At 53.2% G+C, this 21,996-nt stretch carries 17 protein-coding genes; 5 read left to right on the forward strand and 12 right to left on the reverse strand.

The genetic code is table 11. The annotated features are described in order from the left end of the window. Window positions 1–92 precede the first annotated feature (92 nt). The gene (locus MIH18_RS10405) at window positions 93–758 is read left to right on the forward strand and encodes a fumarylacetoacetate hydrolase family protein (RefSeq protein WP_249007370.1); all 666 of its coding nucleotides are present in this window, start codon (window positions 93–95) and stop codon (window positions 756–758) included. Window positions 759–816: 58 nt separating this feature from the next. Beyond that, window positions 817–1,254 (forward strand): VOC family protein, encoded by a 438-nt coding sequence (locus MIH18_RS10410; protein WP_249007369.1) that lies wholly within the window; start codon window positions 817–819, stop codon window positions 1,252–1,254. 143 nt (window positions 1,255–1,397) lie between these two features. On the opposite strand, the gene MIH18_RS10415 is transcribed toward MIH18_RS10410, so the two are convergent. The 5 genes from MIH18_RS10415 to MIH18_RS10435 are packed head-to-tail and all read right to left on the reverse strand — an operon-like array spanning window position 1,398 to window position 7,896. Continuing rightward, window positions 1,398–2,564, reverse strand: a complete 1,167-nt coding sequence (locus tag MIH18_RS10415) for a mandelate racemase/muconate lactonizing enzyme family protein (RefSeq protein ID WP_249014499.1) — start codon at window positions 2,562–2,564, stop codon at window positions 1,398–1,400. 11 nt (window positions 2,565–2,575) lie between these two features. After that, the gene (locus MIH18_RS10420; protein WP_249014500.1) at window positions 2,576–3,646 is read right to left on the reverse strand and encodes a tartrate dehydrogenase; all 1,071 of its coding nucleotides are present in this window, start codon (window positions 3,644–3,646) and stop codon (window positions 2,576–2,578) included. 10 nt (window positions 3,647–3,656) lie between these two features. Continuing rightward, a complete protein-coding gene (locus MIH18_RS10425) occupies window positions 3,657–4,727 on the reverse strand; it encodes a tartrate dehydrogenase (RefSeq protein ID WP_283164892.1) in 1,071 nt (356 codons plus the stop codon). Between the two features lie 11 nt (window positions 4,728–4,738). Continuing rightward, window positions 4,739–6,772 (reverse strand): tripartite tricarboxylate transporter permease, encoded by a 2,034-nt coding sequence (locus tag MIH18_RS10430; protein ID WP_249014502.1) that lies wholly within the window; start codon window positions 6,770–6,772, stop codon window positions 4,739–4,741. A gap of 11 nt (window positions 6,773–6,783) precedes the next feature. After that, window positions 6,784–7,896 (reverse strand): tripartite tricarboxylate transporter substrate binding protein, encoded by a 1,113-nt coding sequence (locus MIH18_RS10435; RefSeq protein ID WP_249014503.1) that lies wholly within the window; start codon window positions 7,894–7,896, stop codon window positions 6,784–6,786. A 113-nt stretch (window positions 7,897–8,009) separates the two neighbouring features. On the opposite strand from MIH18_RS10435, the gene MIH18_RS10440 reads away from it, so the two are divergent. Both MIH18_RS10440 and MIH18_RS10445 read left to right on the forward strand, forming a co-directional pair. Further along, the gene (locus MIH18_RS10440) at window positions 8,010–8,918 is read left to right on the forward strand and encodes a LysR family transcriptional regulator (protein ID WP_249007363.1); all 909 of its coding nucleotides are present in this window, start codon (window positions 8,010–8,012) and stop codon (window positions 8,916–8,918) included. Window positions 8,919–9,075: 157 nt separating this feature from the next. Continuing rightward, window positions 9,076–9,603, forward strand: coding sequence for a CarD family transcriptional regulator (locus tag MIH18_RS10445; protein WP_249014504.1), 528 nt, complete (start codon window positions 9,076–9,078; stop codon window positions 9,601–9,603). A 215-nt stretch (window positions 9,604–9,818) separates the two neighbouring features. On the opposite strand, the gene MIH18_RS10450 is transcribed toward MIH18_RS10445, so the two are convergent. The 3 genes from MIH18_RS10450 to MIH18_RS10460 form a co-directional block, all read right to left on the reverse strand. Beyond that, the gene (locus MIH18_RS10450; RefSeq protein ID WP_249014505.1) at window positions 9,819–11,201 is read right to left on the reverse strand and encodes a sodium-dependent transporter; all 1,383 of its coding nucleotides are present in this window, start codon (window positions 11,199–11,201) and stop codon (window positions 9,819–9,821) included. 88 nt (window positions 11,202–11,289) lie between these two features. Next, complete coding sequence (locus MIH18_RS10455; RefSeq protein ID WP_249014506.1) at window positions 11,290–12,474, reverse strand: amino acid aminotransferase; 1,185 nt, start codon at window positions 12,472–12,474, stop codon at window positions 11,290–11,292. Continuing rightward, window positions 12,467–16,033, reverse strand: coding sequence for an indolepyruvate ferredoxin oxidoreductase family protein (locus MIH18_RS10460; protein ID WP_249014507.1), 3,567 nt, complete (start codon window positions 16,031–16,033; stop codon window positions 12,467–12,469). Before MIH18_RS10460 ends, MIH18_RS10455 begins: the two co-directional genes overlap by 8 nt. A gap of 156 nt (window positions 16,034–16,189) precedes the next feature. On the opposite strand from MIH18_RS10460, the gene MIH18_RS10465 reads away from it, so the two are divergent. After that, window positions 16,190–16,669: an Lrp/AsnC family transcriptional regulator gene (locus MIH18_RS10465; RefSeq protein ID WP_249014508.1), complete on the forward strand. Its 480-nt coding sequence runs from the start codon at window positions 16,190–16,192 to the stop codon at window positions 16,667–16,669. A 185-nt stretch (window positions 16,670–16,854) separates the two neighbouring features. On the opposite strand, the gene MIH18_RS10470 is transcribed toward MIH18_RS10465, so the two are convergent. From MIH18_RS10470 to MIH18_RS10485, 4 genes are all read right to left on the reverse strand, one after another. Continuing rightward, window positions 16,855–18,132, reverse strand: coding sequence for a TRAP transporter large permease (locus MIH18_RS10470; RefSeq protein WP_249007359.1), 1,278 nt, complete (start codon window positions 18,130–18,132; stop codon window positions 16,855–16,857). Further along, window positions 18,129–18,665, reverse strand: a complete 537-nt coding sequence (locus MIH18_RS10475) for a TRAP transporter small permease subunit (RefSeq protein ID WP_249014509.1) — start codon at window positions 18,663–18,665, stop codon at window positions 18,129–18,131. Before MIH18_RS10475 ends, MIH18_RS10470 begins: the two co-directional genes overlap by 4 nt. A 101-nt stretch (window positions 18,666–18,766) precedes the next feature. Next, complete coding sequence (dctP, locus tag MIH18_RS10480; protein WP_249007357.1) at window positions 18,767–19,849, reverse strand: TRAP transporter substrate-binding protein DctP; 1,083 nt, start codon at window positions 19,847–19,849, stop codon at window positions 18,767–18,769. A gap of 614 nt (window positions 19,850–20,463) precedes the next feature. Beyond that, complete coding sequence (locus MIH18_RS10485) at window positions 20,464–21,420, reverse strand: LysR family transcriptional regulator (protein WP_249007356.1); 957 nt, start codon at window positions 21,418–21,420, stop codon at window positions 20,464–20,466. Between the last annotated feature and the right edge of the window lie 576 nt (window positions 21,421–21,996).

Genomic DNA, 21,996 nt, shown 5'->3' on the forward strand with positions numbered 1-21,996 from the left:
GACAATCCTTAAGCACGGAAGTGTGCTCGCCTTGTTCTCATATTACAGAGACGTCTGGTGCATCGTTCCACTTGAATCGGTATTTTATCGCTATGACTTTTACCCCTCGCTTTCTCGATAACTCACACTTTGGACAGTCGCTCGGCAAAATTGTTTGCGTCGGACGAAACTACGCTGAGCATGCCAAAGAGCTAAACAATCCGGTGCCCACTGAACCCATTCTGTTCATCAAACCAGCAACAGCCGCTGTGCGCCTGGAAGATACGATTACCGCGCCGGCTATTCGCGGTGAAGTGCACTATGAAACGGAACTTGCACTGTTGATTGGTGAGCCGCTGAGTAATGCTACAACAGAGCAGGCGGAGGGTGCTGTGGTCGGGCTTGGACTGGCGCTTGATCTGACCCTGCGCGATGTTCAGGCAAAGCTAAAAGGAAAAGGGCATCCGTGGGAGATTGCCAAAGGTTTTGATGGGGCCTGCCCTCTCTCTTCCTTTGTAAAAGTGAGAGACGTACCAAACTGGGACTCATTGAGTTTTAGCCTGTCGATCAACGAAGAACTGCGCCAGATCGGTAAAGCTTCAGACATGCTGTTTTCGGTACCGCAGCTGCTGGTAGAAATGAGCCGCCACTTCACGCTGGAGCCAGGCGACGTTATTCTGACCGGGACGCCGGCCGGCGTTGGTATTCTGCCCCGTGGTGCGACGCTGCATTTTAGCCTGGACGGTGCTTTCGAATTCACAACTCAGGTTGCATCGTAGAAGCCGGTGCTGCCGGGTTCAGTTGTTCGTTTCATAACTATTTAAAGAGGCACGCATTATGGCCGTACAAGATCCATTTCATCTCGCCATTCAGGTTCGCGATATCGATGAAGCTCGACAGTTCTATGGCGAGTTTCTGAGCTGCCCTGAAGGCCGATCCTCCGACAGCTGGGTCGACTTCAACCTGTATGGTCATCAGTTTGTCTGCCATCTCAATTCTGCGTTGAAAGAGAGACCCGCAGACAACCACAAAAATCCGGTAGACGGTCACGGTGTTCCAGTTCCACATTTTGGAGTGGTGCTGGAAATGGATGCATGGAATAAGCTGGCCGCGAAACTTCGCGACCATGGGGTCGCTTTCGAAATTGAACCTTACATACGGTTCAAAGGTGAGCCGGGTGAGCAGGCCACCATGTTTTTCTACGATCCTTCCGGCAATGCCCTGGAGTTCAAGGCCTTCAAAGATCGCGAAACACAGCTGTTCCGAACGAACTGAGTCGCCATAATACCTGGAGAAGCAGCCACAACTTTTGGGGCTGCTTTGCCCTGAATCTGCTCACGATCGCTAAAGTGCGAGCGCCATCAGAATCTGCGCCTGCTACAATAAAAGATCGTCGGCAAACGGCGAACAATGTCCGATCAGTCGGTGAGCGTTTTCATCAGCTCATAGAGCGACGACTTTGCCTCGTAGCCCACACCGGGGATATCCGGCAGCCCAACGTAACCATCGATCACGTCAATTCCATCCGCAAAACCACCAAAAGGCTGGAACACATCAGGGTAGCTCTCATTGCCGCCCAAGTGTAACCCGGCGGCGATATTCAGCGACATCTGATGACCACCATGCGGCACCACCCTGCGTGATGACCAGCCCATGGATTTCATAACGTCCAGCGTACGCAGGTATTCCACAAGCCCGTACGACAAGGCGCAATCGAATTGCAGCCAGTCTCTGTCTGGCCTCATTCCGCCGTAACGTAATAGATTGCGCGCATCCTGGTGGGAGAACAGATTTTCGCCGGTGGCCATTGGAAGGTCGTAATGCGCTGCCAGTTCGGCCTGCAGTGCGTAGTCGAGTGGATCGCCCGCTTCTTCATACCAGAATAGCTTGTAGGGCCTCAGTGCCTCTGCATAAGCGATGGAAGTCTCGAGATCGAAGCGCCCATTGGCATCAACCGCTAACCTGCTGCCATCACCGACCACGTCGATCACGGCCTCGATCCTGGCAAGATCCTCCTGCAGCGAGGCACCGCCGATTTTCATCTTGACGACGTTGTAGCCACGATCCAGATAACTACGTACCTCGTCCTGGAGTTTAGCGTGGTCTTTGCCAGGATAATAATAGCCACCCGCTGCATACACCCATACTTTCTCATCGTGCACACCGCCGCGATACCGATCCGCCAACAGTTTATAGAGCGGTACCCCTGCAATCTTGGCAACCGCGTCCCAGACCGCCATGTCGATGGTGCCCACCGCGACGGAACGTTCGCCATGCCCGCCTGGTTTTTCATTCGTCATGAGCGCTTGCCAGATGGCGAAAGGGTCGAGGTTGTCGTTGGCCTCGTCAACCAGAGTCGCGGGATCCGCCTCCAGCACACGAGCAATGAAGCGGTCTCGCATCAGTGCCCCCTGACCATAGCGACCATTAGAATTAAACCCGTATCCGATGACCGGCTTACCGTCCCGAACCACATCCGTGACGACCGCTACAACGGAACAGGTCATCTTGGAGAAGTCGATATAAGCATTGGCCATTGGTGAGGCAATTGAGACCGTCTTTTCGCGTATATCAGTAATCCGCATCGCTTTCTTCCTCAGTTCAGCGCGTTAGCAATTGACTTACCGCAGTCTGTCGTCCCGGCGGTGCCACCCAAATCGCGAGTACGCATTCCCGGCTCGGCCAGTACTTTCTCAATCGCACGGACGATGTCAGCTGCAGCCTCGGGATGACCAAGGTGGTCTAGCATCATCGCCCCTGCCCAGATCTGCCCGACCGGATTGGCGATTCCTTGCCCGGCAATGTCCGGTGCTGATCCGTGGACCGGTTCGAACAAGGACGGGAACTTGCGCTCGGGGTTGATGTTTCCAGAGGGTGCGATGCCAATCGTACCGGTGCAAGCAGGGCCAAGATCCGACAGAATGTCACCGAACAGGTTCGAGGCGACCACAACATCGAAGCGATCGGGGTGCAAAACAAATAACGCCGTAAGAATATCGATGTGGTATTTATCAACACTGACAGCGGGATAGGCCTTTGCCATTTCGGCCACTCGCTCGTCCCAATAGGGCATCGTGATGGATATTCCGTTCGATTTGGTGGCTGACGTCAACCGACCGCTGCGCCGTTCTGCAAGGTCGAACGCATATCGCAGAATCCGGTCTACACCCGTACGGGTCATCACCGTTTCCTGCATCACGATTTCGCGATCAGTACCGGGAAACATTTTGCCGCCTATTGAAGAATATTCTCCCTCGGTATTCTCGCGCACGATCATCATGTCGATGTCGCCGGGTTTGCGGCCAGCCAGTGGCGATGGCACCCCGGGCATGAGACGCGCAGGGCGCAAACTCACGTATTGGTCAAATTCACGCCGGAACTGGATCAACGAACCCCACAGCGAAACGTGGTCCGGTACCGTATCGGGCCACCCTACCGCGCCAAAAAAAATCGCATCGTGCCCTGCAATCTGATCCTTCCAGTCATCCGGAAGCATCTTGCCGTGGGTTTGGTAGTATTCACAGGATGAGAATTCGAAGTCGGTAAACACCATGTCAAATCCGTATTTCAAGGCGGCGGCTTTCAGCACCCGCACTCCTTCGGGCATGACTTCTTTGCCGATTCCGTCGCCGGGAATCACCGCAATTTTCATCGTACTGCCTGACATCTTAGTCTCCTTAGTTGTTGCGGATCGCGGCAATCACCGCCTCGGTTATCTGATCGGTTGTGGCGCTGCCACCCAGGTCGGGTGTATGCAGGTCCCGATCGGCCGTCACCATTTCAACAGCATTCATCATGCGCCTGGCCGCGGCAGTCTCACCCAGATGATCGAGCATCATTGATGCGCTCCAAAAAGTGCCCACCGGATTGGCGATGCCCTGCCCGGTAATGTCGAAGGCAGACCCATGAATGGGTTCGAACATGGACGGCGTCGCGCCTTCAGGATTGAAGTTCGCGGTTGGGGCAATACCAATCGAGCCCGCCAACGCCGCAGCCAAATCCGAAAGAATGTCAGCATGCAAGTTGGTGGCGACCACCGTGTCGATGGATTTCGGCTTCATCGTCATCCGCACTGTCATGGCATCTACCAGCATCTTGTCCCATTTCACGTCCGGATAGTCGCCGGCGACTTCCGCGGCCACTTCATCCCAAAGCACCATGCCGTAGCGCTGCGCGTTGGATTTAGTGACGACCGTCAGCAACTTGCGCGGCCGGGACTGAGCCAGTTTGAAGGCATAGCGCATGATTCGCTCGACCCCAACTCTTGTGAATATTGACACCTCGGTAGCCGTCTCATGGGATTGCCCTCGATGACTGCGCCCGCCCTGGCCGGCGTATTCACCTTCAGAGTTCTCGCGGACAATGACCCAGTCCAGATCGCCGGGGCCCACGCCTTCAAGTGGGCTCTTTATGCCAGGCAGTATCCGCGTAGGCCGAACGTTGGCGTACTGATCGAGCGGCTGGCAGATTGCCAGCCTCAGCCCCCATAGTGTGAGGTGATCGGGCACGTCCGGCGCGCCCACCGCGCCAAACAGAATGGCATCAAAGGCCTTGAGTTGGTCAGCACCGTCTGCGGGCATGAACGTGCCTTCCCGTTTGTAGCGATCGCTACCCCAGTCGAAGTTCGTCACATCCAGCTTGAATCCGCCATCGCTTTCGGCCAGCGCTGTTAGTGCACGCAGGCCAGCATCAATCACTTCAATACCGATACCATCACCCGGGATGGCCGCAATCTTGTAAGTTTTCATCATCAGTTTCCTTAGAAAAATAGTCCCATCGGCATCCGTAACAACAGCACGTCAGCCATCATCCACCAGAAGCCAGCCACCACCGCAACGGCGGTGATCGCGCGTATCAACCAAGTCTTTGCCGGGCGACGCTCGTGTTCGGCAAGCACCATCATCGAGCCGAATGCAGCCAGCCCCGCGACAAAAAATCCAAGCACAGGAATGAGGAATACCCACAAACCGAAAATAATGGTGAGCAGTATCCGGCGCGTGGTCGATGCTGCAGGGTCGCCATTATCCGACGGGCTCCCCTTTCGCAGGAGTGCGAAAATAACCAGGCCGATGGAGAACACCACCAGCAAAACTGAGATGGTGGCGGGAAATACGGCGCCCATGGGTGACATGGCGTCGGTAGCCACGTAGGACATGATACCGAGCGCAGCAAACACGACGGCAAGCAGGATCGTGCCCGCATCGGGGCCTCTGGGTGCGTCTGGGGTGGCTGACTTCGGCTGGAGATTCGCCGGGTGTGCCTCCGCATCCATCGCTCGCTCGGTCAAAGGCTGCACCTCGCGTTTGCGGGCACGCCATTCGGTAAAGAACGGATAGCCCAGTGTCAGGATGGCAGCAAAGATAATGCCTATACTGATTGGCCGACCGAAGAACATGCCGCTGATATTACCGGTGGCATTGCCAATCAGGTAACTCTGCACGAAGCCCTGTTCGGCGATCTGACCCAACACCAGCCCAAGAACGATCGGAGACGGGGCGAACCCGTAGCGGTTGAGCACCCAAGCCATCACACCAAGACCAAACATCATTTGGGTATCCTGGATGTTGGAATGAATGGCGAAAGAACCCACGACCGTCATGAAAGCAACGGTGGGTACCAGCAGCGATTTCGGAAACGACACCACTGATTTGTACGCATACCGCCCAATCAGCAACCCTGTGGGCAACATCAATACGGTGGCGATCAACAGCCCGAAGATGAAGGTATACACAACCTGGGCTTCGTCATTGAAAAGCCTCGGCCCGATCTTGATGCCCTGAACTAATAAGGCACCCAGGATAATGGCATCCGGCGGTGTGCCAGGAATACCCAGAACCAGCGTCGGGATAAAGCCGCCACCCACGGTGGCATTGTTCGCCGCCTCGGTGGCAATCACGCCATCCGGCTCACCCTTGCCGAAATTCGCGCTGTTTTTGGATGAACGCCTCGCCTCGGTATAGGACACCAACCCGGCAATCGAGCCACCGGCGCCAGGGAGGATGCCAACGACCGTGCCGATAACTGACGACCGGACAACGTTGAATTTTGAACGCCAGGCGATACCCATCGCTTCGCGCAACCGCAGGCCGCCTTTAGCGACGTCGGCGTTGACTTTCAGGTGAGCGGCACGAGTTGAAACCAGGTCGAGGATAACCGGTACGCAATAGAGACCAATCAGTGCCGAGGTGATGTCGATCCCGCCCAGAAACGCTTGAACGTCGAAGGTATAGCGCACATCGCCACCGACGACGGCAACACCCACCATCGACAACATCAGCCCGAGACAGGCCCCTATGAGCCCTTTGAGTGTGTTGCCGACAGAGAGCGCGGAAATCAGAGTAAGCCCGAAAACAGCCAGCCAGAAATATTCGGGCGGGCCGAAAACCAATGCGACCTTTGCCAGCGGCGGCGCAAGTAGCAATAGCGCGATTGCGCCGACCAGACCACCGAAGACAGATGCCAGGTTCGCCAATGTTATCGCCAGCCCTCCATCACCCTTACGGGCCATAGGATAGCCATCAAATGTCGTCGCAATAGCCGAGGGAGTTCCGGGCGTATTAACAAGAATAGCCGCGAAGGCCCCGCCGTAGATTGCCCCGGTATAAATCGCGCCAAGCGCGATCAAACCGGAGGCGGGGTCCATGGTAAATGTGAACGGAACCAGCACGGCTACCGCCATCGTGGCCGAGAGCCCCGGTAGCGCCCCAATGACCGTGCCGAGAATCACACCAATTAGTGCGAGCATGAGATTAAACGGCGTCAATGCATCGAGAAAGTAGCCAAGCAGTTCCATACGACTGCTCCTTAGTTGCCGATACCAAGCGCTGCAGCGCTCTTGGCGTATTCAGCCTTCATCTTTTTCATGAATTCCGGCATCTGCTCATAGCCAATGTCGGTCAGTACAAAACCGCCGTCCTCCATTTTCTTGATAAAGTCAGGGTCCTGATTAATCTCGGTCACAATATCCGAAATTTTCTGACGCATTTCTTCGGAAGCTGAATCCGGCACCGCCACCCCACGATAGGCACCGCCCACGATGTCCAAACCGAGCTCCTTGAAGGTCGGAACGTCCGGGAAGGCAGGCAGACGCTTTTCGGATGCAACCGCCAGCATGCGCATAGCATCACCTTGGTTAGCTCCCGAGGTAGCATAATTGAAGCCGGCAGTGGTCTGGCTGCCCAGTACGGCCGTGACTGAAGGCCCAGTACCGGAGAACGGTATGTAGGTCGTCTTCACCCCCGCAAGCTCATCAAACTGCAACTGCCCCAGATTATTTGCCGACTTGGCACCGGACCCCGCAAGGGTCACAGCCCCCGGGTTCTTTTTGGCGTAGTCGATCAGATCCTGGAGGGTCTTGTACTCGCTGTCCTTGGTGACGAAGATCGCGTTTGGCGTGTAGTGGAAGTAGTTGACCGGGGTCAGCTCATCAGTCTTGTAGCCTACAGAACCTTCCATGGGTTGCAGAACCGTGTGGGGCAGGTTAATGCCCATAATGGTGTAGCCGTCACCCGGGATCGAGTTCAACTGCGACCAAGCCTGCGCACCACCCGCGCCAGATTGATACTGGATGATCACGTCCTCTCCTGTATGCTCCTTCCACTCTGCCTGCTGGAATCGCGCGGAGAGATCAGACTCCCCCCCGGCGTTGAACGGAATAATGTAGGTGATCGGTTTGGTTGGGAAATCGGATTGTGCCAAAGCGGGCACAGCCACCATGAGCGCGAGACTTGTAGCTATTAGGTTTTTTTTGATAGACATCTGTTCCTCCCAGATTTTATTTTGCCTGGCATGGGTCATGCCATTTAGGCCTTTATGAAGAGAGGAGATTTGCCAGTGGAGGCCGCTCGCCAGTTCACGAGTGCCGCAATCCCTCGCCCCCCTGATCGCGCCGCATTTGACACGGTGCGCCAGCGCCACGGGTCAAAATCCCGAAGCACTAACACAGTAATTCATTTTTTTTATGATTGTAATTTCACAAATAACAAAACATTATTGATTTTTGGGAACAGTTTATAAGAGAGATGACGCCAATGAGCAGCGACGGTGATATGCAGTTCTTTGTCTGTGTTGCTCGCCGCCTCAACCTGTCCCATGCGGCCCTGGAGTTGGGCCTCACCGCCTCTGCCGTCAGCCGACGACTCACCCGCCTCGAAAATCGTCTCGGCGTGCGCCTGCTGAACCGCACAACGCGGCGGTTGAGCCTCACCAGCGATGGCGAAGTCTTTCTTTTGGCCTCACACGACATCATTGGCCGGATCAAGGAAACGGAACAGTCGCTATCGCGAGCCAGCGCCGAGCCGCAGGGACTGTTAAGGGTGAATGCTACCTTCCAGTTTGGCCGCGAATATATTGCTCCGGCCATATCCCGTTTTGCCCGCACGAATCCGGAAGTTCAGGTACAACTGGAGCTATCGGATGCGCCGGCGAACATGGTCGAGGAAGGCTACGACCTGAACATACGTTTTGGCATGCCATCGTCTTCCCGCCTGATTGTGACACGGCTCCTGCCCAACCAACGGGTACTGGTCGCCGCGCCTTCCTACTTGCGAAAGCACGGGACACCGACGCGGCTTGAGGACCTTACCCAACACCAATGCATCATCCTGCGCCAGGAACGCAAGGCCTATGACATCTGGCGCTTCGATGACGGTGAGCACGTCCGTGCCACCGGCCAGCTATCCACGAATGACGGGGAAATCGCCGTGAGTTGGGTACTGGAAGGCCACGGCATCATGCTGCGTTCGGAGTGGGATATCGCGCGCCATGTGCGTACAGGACGATTGCAGGTGGTATTGCCCGAAAAGACTCATGAGGCGGGCATCTATGCGGTCTATCCAGAGCGGTTGAACCTGTCCGCCAAGGTGCGCCTGTTCATCGACCTCTTGCGCGAAACGCTCCAGCCTAAAGCGGATGAGCTGTCCTTAAGGCAAGTTGAATAACTCAAAAATCGCTTTAGCAGTGATTGTCCCAGCCCTCTCAAGTATTTCTGTTTTGCTAATACCTGGCGCTATGAGCTTGATTGATCAGCAATAGATCTCACCTTGAACTTAATCACAGAATAGTGTAACATATTGTTTTTATTTATTATTTTAATTATTGAGATTTTTTAAGCACAAGGAGAACATTATCACTATTAATCAAGGTGATCGTATTTTTCATCCCGGCTATGGCATCGGCGTAGTTAAATCCATTCGCAAAAGGAGTTTTTTTGGTGAAAACGAAGCCAAGTTTGTCAAACTCTATTTCGAACGCGACAACCTAACTTGGCTAGTACGCGCTAACGATATGCCGGACACCATTCGCACTCCAATGAGTGCCATGGAGGCAAGAAAAATTATTAGTCATTTAAAAAGCTGGCAAGGCAAGTTCAGCGAACAATGGAAAGTTCGCGCAACGGCTAACCAGGCAGCTTTCGATGATGGTGATCCTTTTGGTTACGCTGAAGTCGTTAAGGGCCTGACTGTCATGCAAGAGCAGAGCACGCTGAGCGCGACTGATCGCAAGCATTTAAACCTTGGCATAAAGTTTCTTTGTGAAGAGTTGGCGAACGCCTTGGGCAAAACTCAGGATAGGGTGCGTCAGCTCATTGACAAGGCTACCTCTTCACAGCCTTCGGTGGCGTAGCCCACTCGGAATCAGGTTTGACAGGCATATTTTATGTTTAACCAGCGCCCTTAATATCGATCCACTTATTCTCAGCTGATCTGAAGCAAACACACTGTAAAAGCTAGAGGCGCTGTTACCGTGGAACGTCGACCTGGAAAGGCTTCAACAATGTGTCGCAGTTCGACTGATAACAAGTGGGTTTGATTTAAGGGCGCTTACGGAGAAGGCTGGTTTTAAACCAGATTATAAAGAAACACAATCGCAATACCCGCCGGCGTTACAAACTTCAGTATCACCATGAAGGCTTTGTAGGTGCCGCCTTTCAGGCCGATATCTTCAGCCAGCCCCTCACGACGGATGGCCCATCCTGCAAACAGGGCGATAGCAAGTCCGCCCAACGGCATCATGACGTTAGAGACCAGAAAATCGAGAAGGTCGAATACCGTTTTGCCTTCAAAAAAGCCGATAAATCCCAGCGGGTGCACATCGCCCCACAGGTTGAAGGACAACACGGTACCGATACCTATAAACCAGGCAGCGAAACCCCCGGCCAGAGCGCTTTTAACCCGGTTCGCGCCTTTGTGTTCCTCAAGCCATTCGACGACGGGCTCCAGCATGGAGATCGCAGACGTTATGGCCGCCACCAGTAACAATGCAAAAAACAGGGCACCAAACAAAATCCCTCCACCCATCTGACCGAAGGCCAGTGGCAGGGTCACAAAAATCAGACCGGGCCCGGCGCCTGCTTCCAGTCCATTAGCAAAAACCAGCGGGAAAATGGCAAGCCCGGCAAGCAAGGCCACGCTGGTATCCAGCACCGCGATGGTCATGGCGGTGCTGGCAATATTGATGTTTTTAGGCAGGTACGAGCCGTAAGCCATCAGCACACCTATCCCAATACTGAGCGTAAAGGCCGCGTGGCCAAGGGCGATTAACACACCCTCCGTTGTCAGACGGCTGAAATCCGGCGAGAACATGAAACTGACAGCACGGCCAAAGCTGCCGCTGTTCATGGCGTAAAACACCATCACAATAAGCAACAAAAACAGCATTGGCATCAGCATGCTGACCGCTTTTTCAAGACCCTTGCGTATACCCCGGCCAACGATAAACACCACAATCGCCATGAAAACCGTGTGCCAGAGCAACAGTTCCCAAGGGTTCGCCAACAGGTCGTTAAATTGCCCGCCTATGGCCTCTGCGTCAGCACCCACAAACGAGCCGAGCGCCGCTTTACCGATGTAAACCAGCGACCAACCACCGATCACCGCGTAAAAGGACAACACCAGAAAAGATGCAACCACGCCGTTCCAGCCGATGATGCGCCAGCCTTTGACTGTACCCTCAGTTTTTGTCAGGGTGCGCATAGTCGCGACGGGGCTTTGACCGCCCCGCCGGCCAATCATGATTTCTGCGATAAGCACCGGCACACCAATAAGAAAAATACAGGCGAGATAAACCAGTACAAAGGCACCGCCACCGTTTTCACCAGTGATGTATGGAAATTTCCAGATATTGCCAAGTCCAACGGCCGAGCCGGCTGCAGCCAGAATAAAAGCCATTCTGGAGGTCCAGAGACTACTGGCCTGCTGATGAGGGTGAACTGTTTCACTCATTGCGTTCTCCGTATAATTGTTTTTGTCGTCATTATTTAAAGCCTCTGTGAAAGAGGCTCTGATTGCTTGTTGTTATTGGATTAACGAATTACTGCATAACTCTGCGAATCGCGCTGGCAACTCTTGGCAACACCAGGTCATTCAGGCCTGCTACATTCATCCGGCTACTTTCCAGCATGTAGATGCCGTGCTCTTCCTGTAACTGTCGAACCTGTTCCGGTGTAATACCCAAGAACGAGAACATGCCGCGCTGCTGGGCAATAAAGCCAAAGTCTCCCACCGGGGCCAGTGCTTCCGCAAAAGCGTGCCGCAGGCTAAGTATGCGTTCACACATACCGCTTAATTCGCTCTGCCATACGGCGCGTAGGGCATCATCACCCAGAATGGTTTCGACGATGGCGGCACCATGGGCCGGGGGCATGGAATAGTGGGAACGTACAACGCTCAGCAGTTGGCTGGTGGCCGCGATGTTGGTCACGCCGGTGGCAGAGATCAGCATCAGCGCACCGGTGCGTTCCCGATACAAGCCGAAGTTCTTGGAACAGGAAGCCGCAATCACCATTTCCGGTACCTGGCCTGCCAAATAACGCACACCGGCTGCGTCTTCCTCAAGACCCTCACCCAAACCCTGGTAAGCCATATCCACAAAGGGCAGTAGTCCCTTGCGCTGAATCAGTTGGGTAATGGCCCTCCATTGCTCGAACGTCAGGTCGGCACCGGAGGGGTTGTGGCAACAGCCGTGTAGCAGCACCACATCCCCTGCTCTGGCGCCTTCCAGCGTCTCAAGCATGGCGGGAAAATCTACCGTTAATGTCACTCGATTGAGATACGGATATTCGCGAATGTTCAGGCCGGCACCGCCCAGCAAAGGCATGTGGTTTGCCCAAGTGGGAGTGCTAACCCAGACCGTAGTGTCCGGCTGACACAGCCGGAGAAACTCCGCTGCCATGCGAAGAGCTCCGCAACCACCCGGCGTTTGAATCACCGAGGTACGGCCATCGCGGATCAGGCTGTTAGTGTTCCCCAGGATGAGGCGCGCCATGGCCTCGTTAAAACCAGCGGCTCCGGCCGGCCCGACATAGCTTTTGGTCGTTTCTCCCTCAAGCAGGCGCCGTTCGGCGTCATGTACCGAAGCCATGATGGGCGTATTGCCTGCATCATCTTTGTATACTCCAACACCCAGATCGACCTTGTCGGGCCGGGTATCATCGCGAAACATCTGCATCAGCTGCAAAATCGGATCCTGAGGTAACTGCTTCAGCGACTCAAACATGGTCTGCCTCCTTACTGTCGGCCTGACTGGTTCGAATCAGTGTCGGGCGGCCGGTATCCAGAGCTTTGATCAGCTGCGTCTGTTTTTCTTGCACGGCTTCTGCAGCCTGTTCGCGCACCGGGCCGTAGCCCCGTACTTCACCGGCCAGCTCCGCCAGTTGCAGGAAGGTATCGTAATTGCTGGCCCCCAGCCCACTGACAATCCGTACCACAAGTTGCTGGTAATCTTTCAGCTGCGCCCGATCCATCTTTCGGTCGGCGGAATAGCTGAACGGATCGATAGCCGTGCCGCGCAGTATCCGGAACTTCGCCAGCAACTTGAACGCCTGGAACATCCAGGGTCCGAACTGGCGTTTCTTCGGCCGGCCCTGGGCATCTGTGCCGCGGTTCATGATCGGCGGAGCCAGATGGAAGTGAACCTTGAAGTCGCCCTCAAAGGTGTTATTCACTTCCTTCATGAAGTCGGTTTCCGCAAACAAACGGGCCACTTCGTATTCATCCTTGAACGCCATAAACCGGTACAACTGCTGGGCTACGGCACGGGTCAGTAACTGGTTAGTCTCGCCCAAACGTTCTTCAGCTTCGCGCACCTGCTTTACCATGTCCGTATAACGATCGGCCCAACGACGGTTCTGATAGTTCACCAAGTGCTTGTGGCGAATGTTGATCAGCTCATCCAGTCCCTGCTCCGGTTTTACCTCCTCTACCCGTGACTCGCCAGTGTTCAGCAGATCTGTGATAACGTTCACGTCCGTCGCGGCCACACGACCCCAGCCAAAGGCTTCCTTGTTACGTTCAATGGCAACGCCATTCAGCTCAATGGCTTTCATCAGCGCGGCTTGTGACAGCGGCAACAAGCCGCGCTGCCAGGCGAAGCCCAGCATCATCACATTGGAAAACACCGTGTCGCCCAGCAGTTTCTCTGCAATGCCATTGGCATCCAGCTGTGCGAAATTGTCATCACCTACCGCGTTACGGATCAGATCCAGGCGTTTGTCTGCCTGCATGTCCGCATCCCGGAAAAGCACGTAATCCGCAGTAGGCAGCTCGGCTTCGTTGGCCACCACACGGGTGTGATTGGACCTGAGAACGCTCAGCGCTTTCTGGGAGGAAGCAACCACCAGATCACAGGCAATCACCGCATCGGCCTGGCCGTTACTGATACGCACCTGGTGCAGTTTGTCCGGAGACGGCGCCATGCGGACATAACTCAGTACCGTGCCACCCTTCTGCGCGAAGCCGGTGAAGTCCAGCACCGAGGTGCCTCGGCCTTCAAGATGCGCTGCCATAGTGATGAGCTGGCCCACGGTCACAACGCCCGTGCCACCCACACCACCCACCAACAAATCGTACGAGCCCGTAAGCTCCGGCAAAACCGGCTCCGGGATATTTGTCAGTTTGCCGGTAAGCACAGAGCCGGTGTCCATACCGCGGGATTTCCGCAGCTGACCACCCTCGATGGTCACAAAACTCGGGCAAAAACCATTCACGCAGGAAAAGTCCTTATTGCAGGACGACTGGTCAATCTTGCGCTTGCGGCCCAGCTCGGTCTGGCGCGGCACCACGGAAAGACAATTCGACTGCACCGAACAGTCGCCGCAACCTTCACACACGTGATGGTTGATAAACGCCCGTTTGGCGGGGTCCGGATACAGGTTACGTTTGCGTCGACGGCGCTTCTCAGCCGCACAGGTTTGGTCGTAAATCAGCACAGTACAACCAGAAATATCTCGCAGCTCTCTTTGCACCTTGTCCAGCTCTGTGCGGTCGTGAAAGGTTACGGCGTCCGGAAAAAGGTGTTTTTTACCGTCGTACCTTTCCGGTTCATCACTGAGCACCACAACCCGCCGCACGCCCTCGGCGGTAACCTGCTGCGCAATCATCGGCACAGTAATCTGACCGTCTACAGGCTGGCCGCCGGTCATGGCCACCGCATCGTTAAACAGAATCTTATAGGTAATATTGATGCCGGCCGCAACCGCCTGGCGAATAGCCATAGACCCGGAATGAAAATAGGTGCCCTCACCCAGGTTCTGGAATATATGGGGATTGCCGATATAACGGCTCTTACCAACCCAGTTAACCCCTTCGCCGCCCATCTGGATCAGCGATTCCGTGTTACGGCCCATCCAGGACGCCATAAAGTGACAGCCAATCCCAGCCAGCGCTTTGCTGCCCTCCGGCACTTTGGTAGACGTGTTGTGGGGGCAACCCGAGCAGAAATACGGTAGGCGCTTTACACCACCCGGATCCTGAGCGTTGCTCATGCTGTTTATAGCCGCCAGACGCTCGCTGTAATCCTTGCCGAAGAAGCGGCCAAGGCGGGCGGCCAGAAAACCGGCGACTAATTTGGGGCTTAACTCACCGACATAAGGAATCAGTGGGCGGCCCAGTTCATCCTGTTTACCGGTAATCAGCACCTCGCCGGGGCGGTCCGGTTCCGACATAGCCTCTTTGATCTGGCTTTCGATAATGCCCCGCTTTTCCTCGATAACCAGCACTTCTTCCTTGCTGTGCACAAAGTTGAGAATGCCGCGGCGCTCGATCGGCCAGACCAGACCCACTTTGTAGATATCCAGCCCCATCTCACGGGCCCTGTCTTCGTCAATACCCAGCAGATCCAGCGCTTCCAGCAGATCCAGGTGGCCTTTACCGGTGGTAACAATACCAAAGCGCGCCTGAGCGTTATCAAACAGGCAACGGTCAATGGGGTTGGCCCGGGCAAACGCCTGCACCGCCGCCAACTTGTGCTCAATGCGGGTTTCCAGTTGGGGCCCCGGCAGATCTGGCCAGCGGTAATGCAGGCCGGTTTCAGGCGGGGTGAAATCGTCCGGGGTTACAAACTCCGGCAACGGCGGCAGCTCCACCGACGCAGCACTTTCCACGGTTTCCGAAACTGCCTTGAAGCCCACCCAGCAGCCGCTGTACCGCGACAACGCAATGCCCCAAAGGCCAAACTCCAGATACTCGGCAATGTTGGCCGGGTTGATCGTGGGCATGAAAAAACTCATAAACGCGACATCAGACTGATGCGGCATGGATGACGACACACAGCCGTGGTCATCGCCTGCAATCACCAGCACGCCGCCGTGGGGGGAGCTGCCGTAGGTGGTGCCGTGCTTTAGCGCATCCCCGGCGCGGTCAACTCCGGGCCCTTTCCCGTACCAGATACCGAACACGCCATCCACCGTGCGGTCATCATCGGTCTCTACCTGCTGGGTACCCAGCATGATGGTCGCCGCAAGGTCCTCATTAATTGCAGGTACGAAATCGATGCGGTTTTCATCAAGATGTTTTTGAGCTTGCCAAAGGGCCATATCATAAGCACCCAAAGGTGAGCCCCGGTAGCCACTTACCATGCCGGCCGTGTTGAGCCCCAGTTTGCGATCCAGCGCGGCCTGCATCAAAGGAATGCGAACCAGCGCTTGGGTTCCGGTGAGGAACACCCGGCCAGAGTCACGCAGGTAGCGGTCTTCAAGCGTGTAGTTGTCCAGCTGCGGGCTGCCCGTCTCGGCGTTACGGTCTTGAGCGATATCAGGTTGAGAGATGTCAGTGGACATGGAGCCCTCCTCTTGTTGATTTTATGATCAGAATTCTAGAGGGAAGTTCGCAAAAGGTGCTTGCGTATTGGGCAGGAATTATCTTGGTTTGCGAAACATTATTTGATAAAAGAAAATAGAACCGAAGATTCTTTGATAAAAACCAGGTGTTACTAAATGAAACAGGTGGAACTGGACAGACTCGACCAGCACATCCTTGCGATATTGCAACAGGATGGACGAATCAGTAACCAGCAACTGGCAGAACAGATCGGGCTATCACCGGCAGCCTGCTGGCGGCGGGTACGATCGCTTGAGGAAACAGGCATCATAACGGGATACAGCGCGCAGCTCGCACCCGAGCGCATCGGCCAGGGATTGTGTGTACTGGTCAACCTGTCACTTCAACGACACACCATAGACAGCACGGCGGATATCGAGCGGCAGGTGAGCAGCTATCCGGAAGTGCTTCAGTGTTTCGCGGTGACCGGTAATGCGGATTTCGTGTTGCGGGTGATCGTGCCGGATATGGCCAGCTATGACCGCTTCCTGAACGAAAAAATATTCACCTTGCAGGGTATTGCACAGGTTAACTCCAACTTTGCACTGCGTGAGATCAAAAATACCCAGACGATACCGTTAGGGAGTGCCGAATAGCCAGGCGCTTAATCTGGGGCTAATGTCACTAAAGCAAACACTGCACAATCGTTACAAACTTTTTCATCAAGCAACCGATTGCCCTTTAAATAACGCTCTATTGATCACGGACGTTGGTCACAATAGAGCGTCATAATCACAGCTAACAGTAATGGCTAAGCCCCAGGAAGCCTCAGGCCAAACTTTTATTTGAGCAGCGAGGGTACCCAGGTGGAAAGTGCCGGAAATGCTACCAGCAGCAGAATCACCGCCGCGAAGGCAAAGTAAAACGGCAGTGAGGCTACGATCGCCCTCTCAAAGGGCACGTTGGCAATTCGGGCCGCCGTCATTAGCGTCATCCCCACGGGTGGCGTAACGTTGGCAATATTGAGCACCACAATCATCAGAATCGCAAAGTGCAACGGATCCACGCCCAGCTGAATCATTGCTGGCACCAGCACAGGCGCCACAACGACAAGCGCCGGCAGCACATCCATCACGGTACCGACCAGCAGTAGCAGCAGGCAAACCAGAAGTAGCTGGATGAACATCGAGTCACTGAAGCCGATGATGAGCCCCGCCGCATCCTGGGCTATGCCCGAGCGGGTCACAAACCAGCCAAGCACTGCCGAGGTCGCCAACAGGAAGAACACCACGCCCGAGAAGCGCACGGTCACTATCAGTGCATCCCAGATTTTCTTCCAGGTGAGGTTGCGGTAAAACACCACGCCAATAACGATGGCATAAACAGCGGCAAAGCCCGACGCCTCGGTGATAGTGGTCAACCCAGACAGAATCCCGCCAAGAATGATCACCGGCACGAACATAGCCGGCAAGGCCACCAGAAAAGCCAGCCCTGCCGCCTTGAGCGGCGTAGGCGCCTGTTTGGGGTAGCCGCGCTTCCAAGCCAGAAAAAAGCTCACCGCAAGCAGCGCTACAGCCATCAGAAGACCGGGAATGATACCGCCGGCAAATAGGTCAATAACCGAGATATCGCGCAGCAGTGTGGCATAGATCACCATGACTATGCTGGGCGGAATAATCGGCCCGATAATCGAGGAGCAGGCAGTGATCGCCGCAGCATATTCGGCGTCATAGCCCTGCCTTTTCATTTCGGGGATCATTATCTTACCAATCGCCACGGTATCCGTGATCGCCGCCCCGGTTAGCCCTGCGAAGAATACCGACACCGAAATATTGACGTGCGACAGCGCTCCGCGCACCCGGCCAAAAAGCGCATTGTTGAAATCGATCAACTTCTGGGTCAAGCCGCCCTGATTCATCAGCTCGGCGGTAAAGATGAAATAAGGCACTGCAATAAGCATAAAGCCCGAAACGCCGGCAAACATGCGGTCAGCAATGATGCTGAGCATCTGTTCTCCACCCATGGAAAAACCGCCAGCCAAACCGGAAAGAGCCATCACCACGGCCACCGGCATGCCGATAAGCAAAAGCACCACAAACGCAACAATAGCGAATATCATGAGCGAATCTCCGTATCTTGGGTTCCGATAAGCTCATCGATCAGCTCGTCGTCATCGATGAAGTGCTCGAGTAGAGCAAAGCCCTGTGCCAGGTGCAGCAAAATGATGGCGCCACTGATCGGCACTACGACGGTGGTAAACTTGGCAGAAATCTGTATTTGGTCAGAGACCATGTAAACCTGGTTTGCGCTCGCAAAGTAGGACCAGCCATACCAAAGCAGCAGCATCCCAAACAGGGCGATAATGACCAGACATATGGAAGCCGCAAGGGTCAGTAGCGCCCGGGGCAGACTGCGAACCAGTAATGTCATGGCCACATGCTCGCCGTAGCGCAATGAGATGGTCATAGAAAGAAAGCCGATCCAGGGTAGAAAAAGTCTCGCTAATGAATAGGTCCAGCTCAGGCTGCTGCCAGTGGCTAGCTTATAAATAAAAGCCGTGAAAGAGATGCCTAACATGATAAGCACGCAGGCTACAATCGCCGCCTGATTAACCCAATCACTCAGGCGGCGAAGAGGCAGAAGGATTTTCATTAATGCACCTTAAAAACAACATCGACCGACCCGAAATATTCGGGCGGCCGATCGATGAGCGGGCAATGTCAGTCGTTGCTGGCCAGGCTTATGCTCCAGCCCTACTGACCCGTTTTAACTGAACCATAGTTGTCCATGTCTGACGACTTCACTTCTTCACCAACACGCTTCACCTCTGCCAAAAAAGCATCAACCTTTTTAGCATCGATACCAAAATCGTCGACGATCCAGCTCTTCCAGGCAGGACGCGCAATATCAGCCATGCGCTCGCGTTCCTTAGTAGGCATGATGTAGCAATCCTTGAAGGTCTTGCAGGACTCCTGCCAGCCTGCTGTTGCCAAGGCTGCAGACATGCCATGCCCTATCGCAATGGCTTCGCGCGCCGAGGTAACAATCGCTTCTTTTTGCTCCTCAGTCAGCCCCTGGTACCAGTCCTCACTAATCAACCAAGCAGCGCTGTTGTATACGTGGCCAGTCAGGGTGGTGTAATCGGTCACCTCGTGGAAGTTATAGGTCGTGTTGAGCACCGGCGCGTTGAACTGACCATCAGCCAGACCGGTTTCAAGTGCGGTGATGACTTCACCCCAAGGCAACGGCGTGGCAGACGCACCCAGCGACTTTATGATCGCAACGTGGCCGGGATTCTCCTCGGTGCGGATATTAAGCCCTTTAAGGTCTTCCACCGTCTTAATGAGACGTTCGTTGTTTGTAAAGGCCACAAAACCGCCGCCGTCATCGAAGGTGCCCAAATACCGCATATTGGTTTCTTCAACAGTGTTGGACATAAAATCCGCAAACCAGTCACCGTCGAGAAAAGCCCAGGCCTGACGCCAGTTGTCAAACACGAAGGGTGCTGTCATTAGCTGATAATCACTAAAATAAGACGACATAGCGCCGGTAGTGATAATGGTTGACTGCAGAGTGCGCCCGCCTTGAACTTCCTTAGCGGTGTCGACCTCCGAGCCCAGCTGGCTATTGCCGAAGATCCTAACTGTTATCTCACCGTCCGTGCGCGTCTCGACCAGATCCTTGAAGCGCACCAACGCGGGATAGACAGAGTTGTTGCTCATGTTTTCAGGCAAAATAGTGGCAATTGCCATTTCTTTAGCCTGAGCCTGTACGGCAGCCATGGCGAGCGGCAAAGCAGCAACCAAGGCGATACGTGAAAACGTCTTTAATTTCATATGCGTAGAATCTCTCGTTGATGTTTTTGTGCTTATTATCCAACGCCAGCAAAACTGGTCGTTAAAACTGTAAACCCATACACTCTTCTTTAATTCAAGTGATTCTGACTTACCAAAATTCTCGAATAGCTTAAAAGCCATATTTTATATTAAAAACTAATGATTTCAATAAAGCCTTATTTTATTCGGAAGACATCTTCTGAAAGTTTAAATAAGTATTATCCACTAAATGTATGGCACTGAATATCGGGAGTCAAACGATATAAAATAATATCGGATATAAGTGCAGCTAATAAATTGGAAGTGATCATTTTGGTCAAGGATTGAGTAACTCCAAATTTTCCGCCGTTTTGGTAGAGTTCATGCACACTCATCCTACACCGACAAGTATTTTTACCCACCAGCAAATTGCTGAACGCGGCCAGAAAAAGTAGCCCATTGGTTTTGACAAACCTAGACTACCTACATCTTCAATTGCATCCAAAAGATCAGCTTATCACTCCGCTCCAAAACAATTTTCCAGCGAGTCTTGCGCTTTTTGGTGTGGCATTCTCTCGTTGGTGGTTGAATTCTGTTTATACAATATTTTAAGACAATCCACCGAGATAGGATATTTATACGGCCGCACCTTTCTCAGCAGAAGGAGCACTTACAGAGATATCAAAATCTACAATCTCTTCAATAAACTTAGTCTCAATAATTGATAAAGCTCGTTGTTTATGCCAAAAGATATGGACAGGTATGTCGGCAACACCCTCTTTTGGCGGCAAACGTCTAAGCTTCGACTCTAGGTAGGTCGACGCAACAAATTGATCAGGTAAAGCACCTATGCCATATCCGGTGTAAATTAAACGCACCGCCTCATCTAAATTATTGGTGTAGGCGCTAATACGACCTGTTAAGCCATGGGTTTCTTTAAATACAGTAATTGGAAAGAGGACCTCGCCAACATCTTCACTCCTGAAAGCGATAAAATCTTCTTTTAGTAGACTGTCAAAACTCAAATCTTTTTCTACAAACAAAGGATGATGATATCCGCAGTATAGATAATAGCGCTGCTTAAATAATAACTTTTGATTAAGGGTTTCTGGGGTGTGGCTAGCTAAACAAATACCAACAGCAGGATTCTTTTGTTCGATATCATTTAAAATATCTCTACTTAATTTCACTGTCAAATCTAAAGTGATGTTCGGATATTTTTTTTTGAAATATACCAAAAAATCATTATATTTTGGATTGTGAATTCGGCTAGCTACCAAGAGCTTAATTTCGCCTTCTAAAAGATGAGAATTAAAACCCTTCACAGCCTCGATAGAGGTAATTTCTGTAAATATTGTTTGGGCAACTTGCAAGCAGTAATGGCCAATAGGAGTAAGTTTTAGAGGCTTTGTATTACGTATAACAAGCTGGCTTCCAATTTGCTCTTCAAGCTTTTTAAGGTTTTGACTGACAGCGGACTGGGTAATTTTTAAGCGATTAGCGGCAACACTAATACTTCCCTCTTCATATATAACGATTAGCACATGAAGCAATGTCCAATTCAAACTATCTGCTAGTTTTTTTTGTATCATAGTATTTTTAGCATTTATGCTCTAAATATATTGATAACTAAAAATGCAAAAGCTTACCAGGATTCGCTAGAGCTTAATATTTATGTGACCCAACCCCACAGGGGCTCAGCTTGCTTTCCGTCACTGTCTTTAGAGAGACGCTGGTCAAAAGCGTGTCACTCAAAAACCGTAAGACTGACTCCGTGAAATTAGAATTTTATCGGTTTTCAAGTTTGCAGTCCAATTATATGAGCAATAAGCACACTATGGAGCTTTTCCCACCCTTTTGGCGGACTCTAGGAGCATGAAAGCAGCCTATGGCTGCACGCCAGTAAGAAGCTAGCCAGGCCAAACACAGAAAGCGCCGGTTTTTCTTAGCGGCGTACTGTGCTTTGGCAAAATTCGTTCTTTGCACGGCAGCTCCCCCCGTGCGAAAAAGTTACAAACTCGCTCATACCATAAGGTCCAAACTCACGGCCAAAACCGGATTGTTTAACACCGCCGACATCTTAAGTCTGCTGACTGGAATGGCCTTGATACTTCTCATCTGCCTCGCCTTTAGCAGGATTCGTTACTTGATAGCTTGTCATGATGCCT

The organism is Marinobacter sp. M3C (assembly GCF_023311895.1).
Taxonomy (GTDB): Bacteria; Pseudomonadota; Gammaproteobacteria; order Pseudomonadales; family Oleiphilaceae; genus Marinobacter.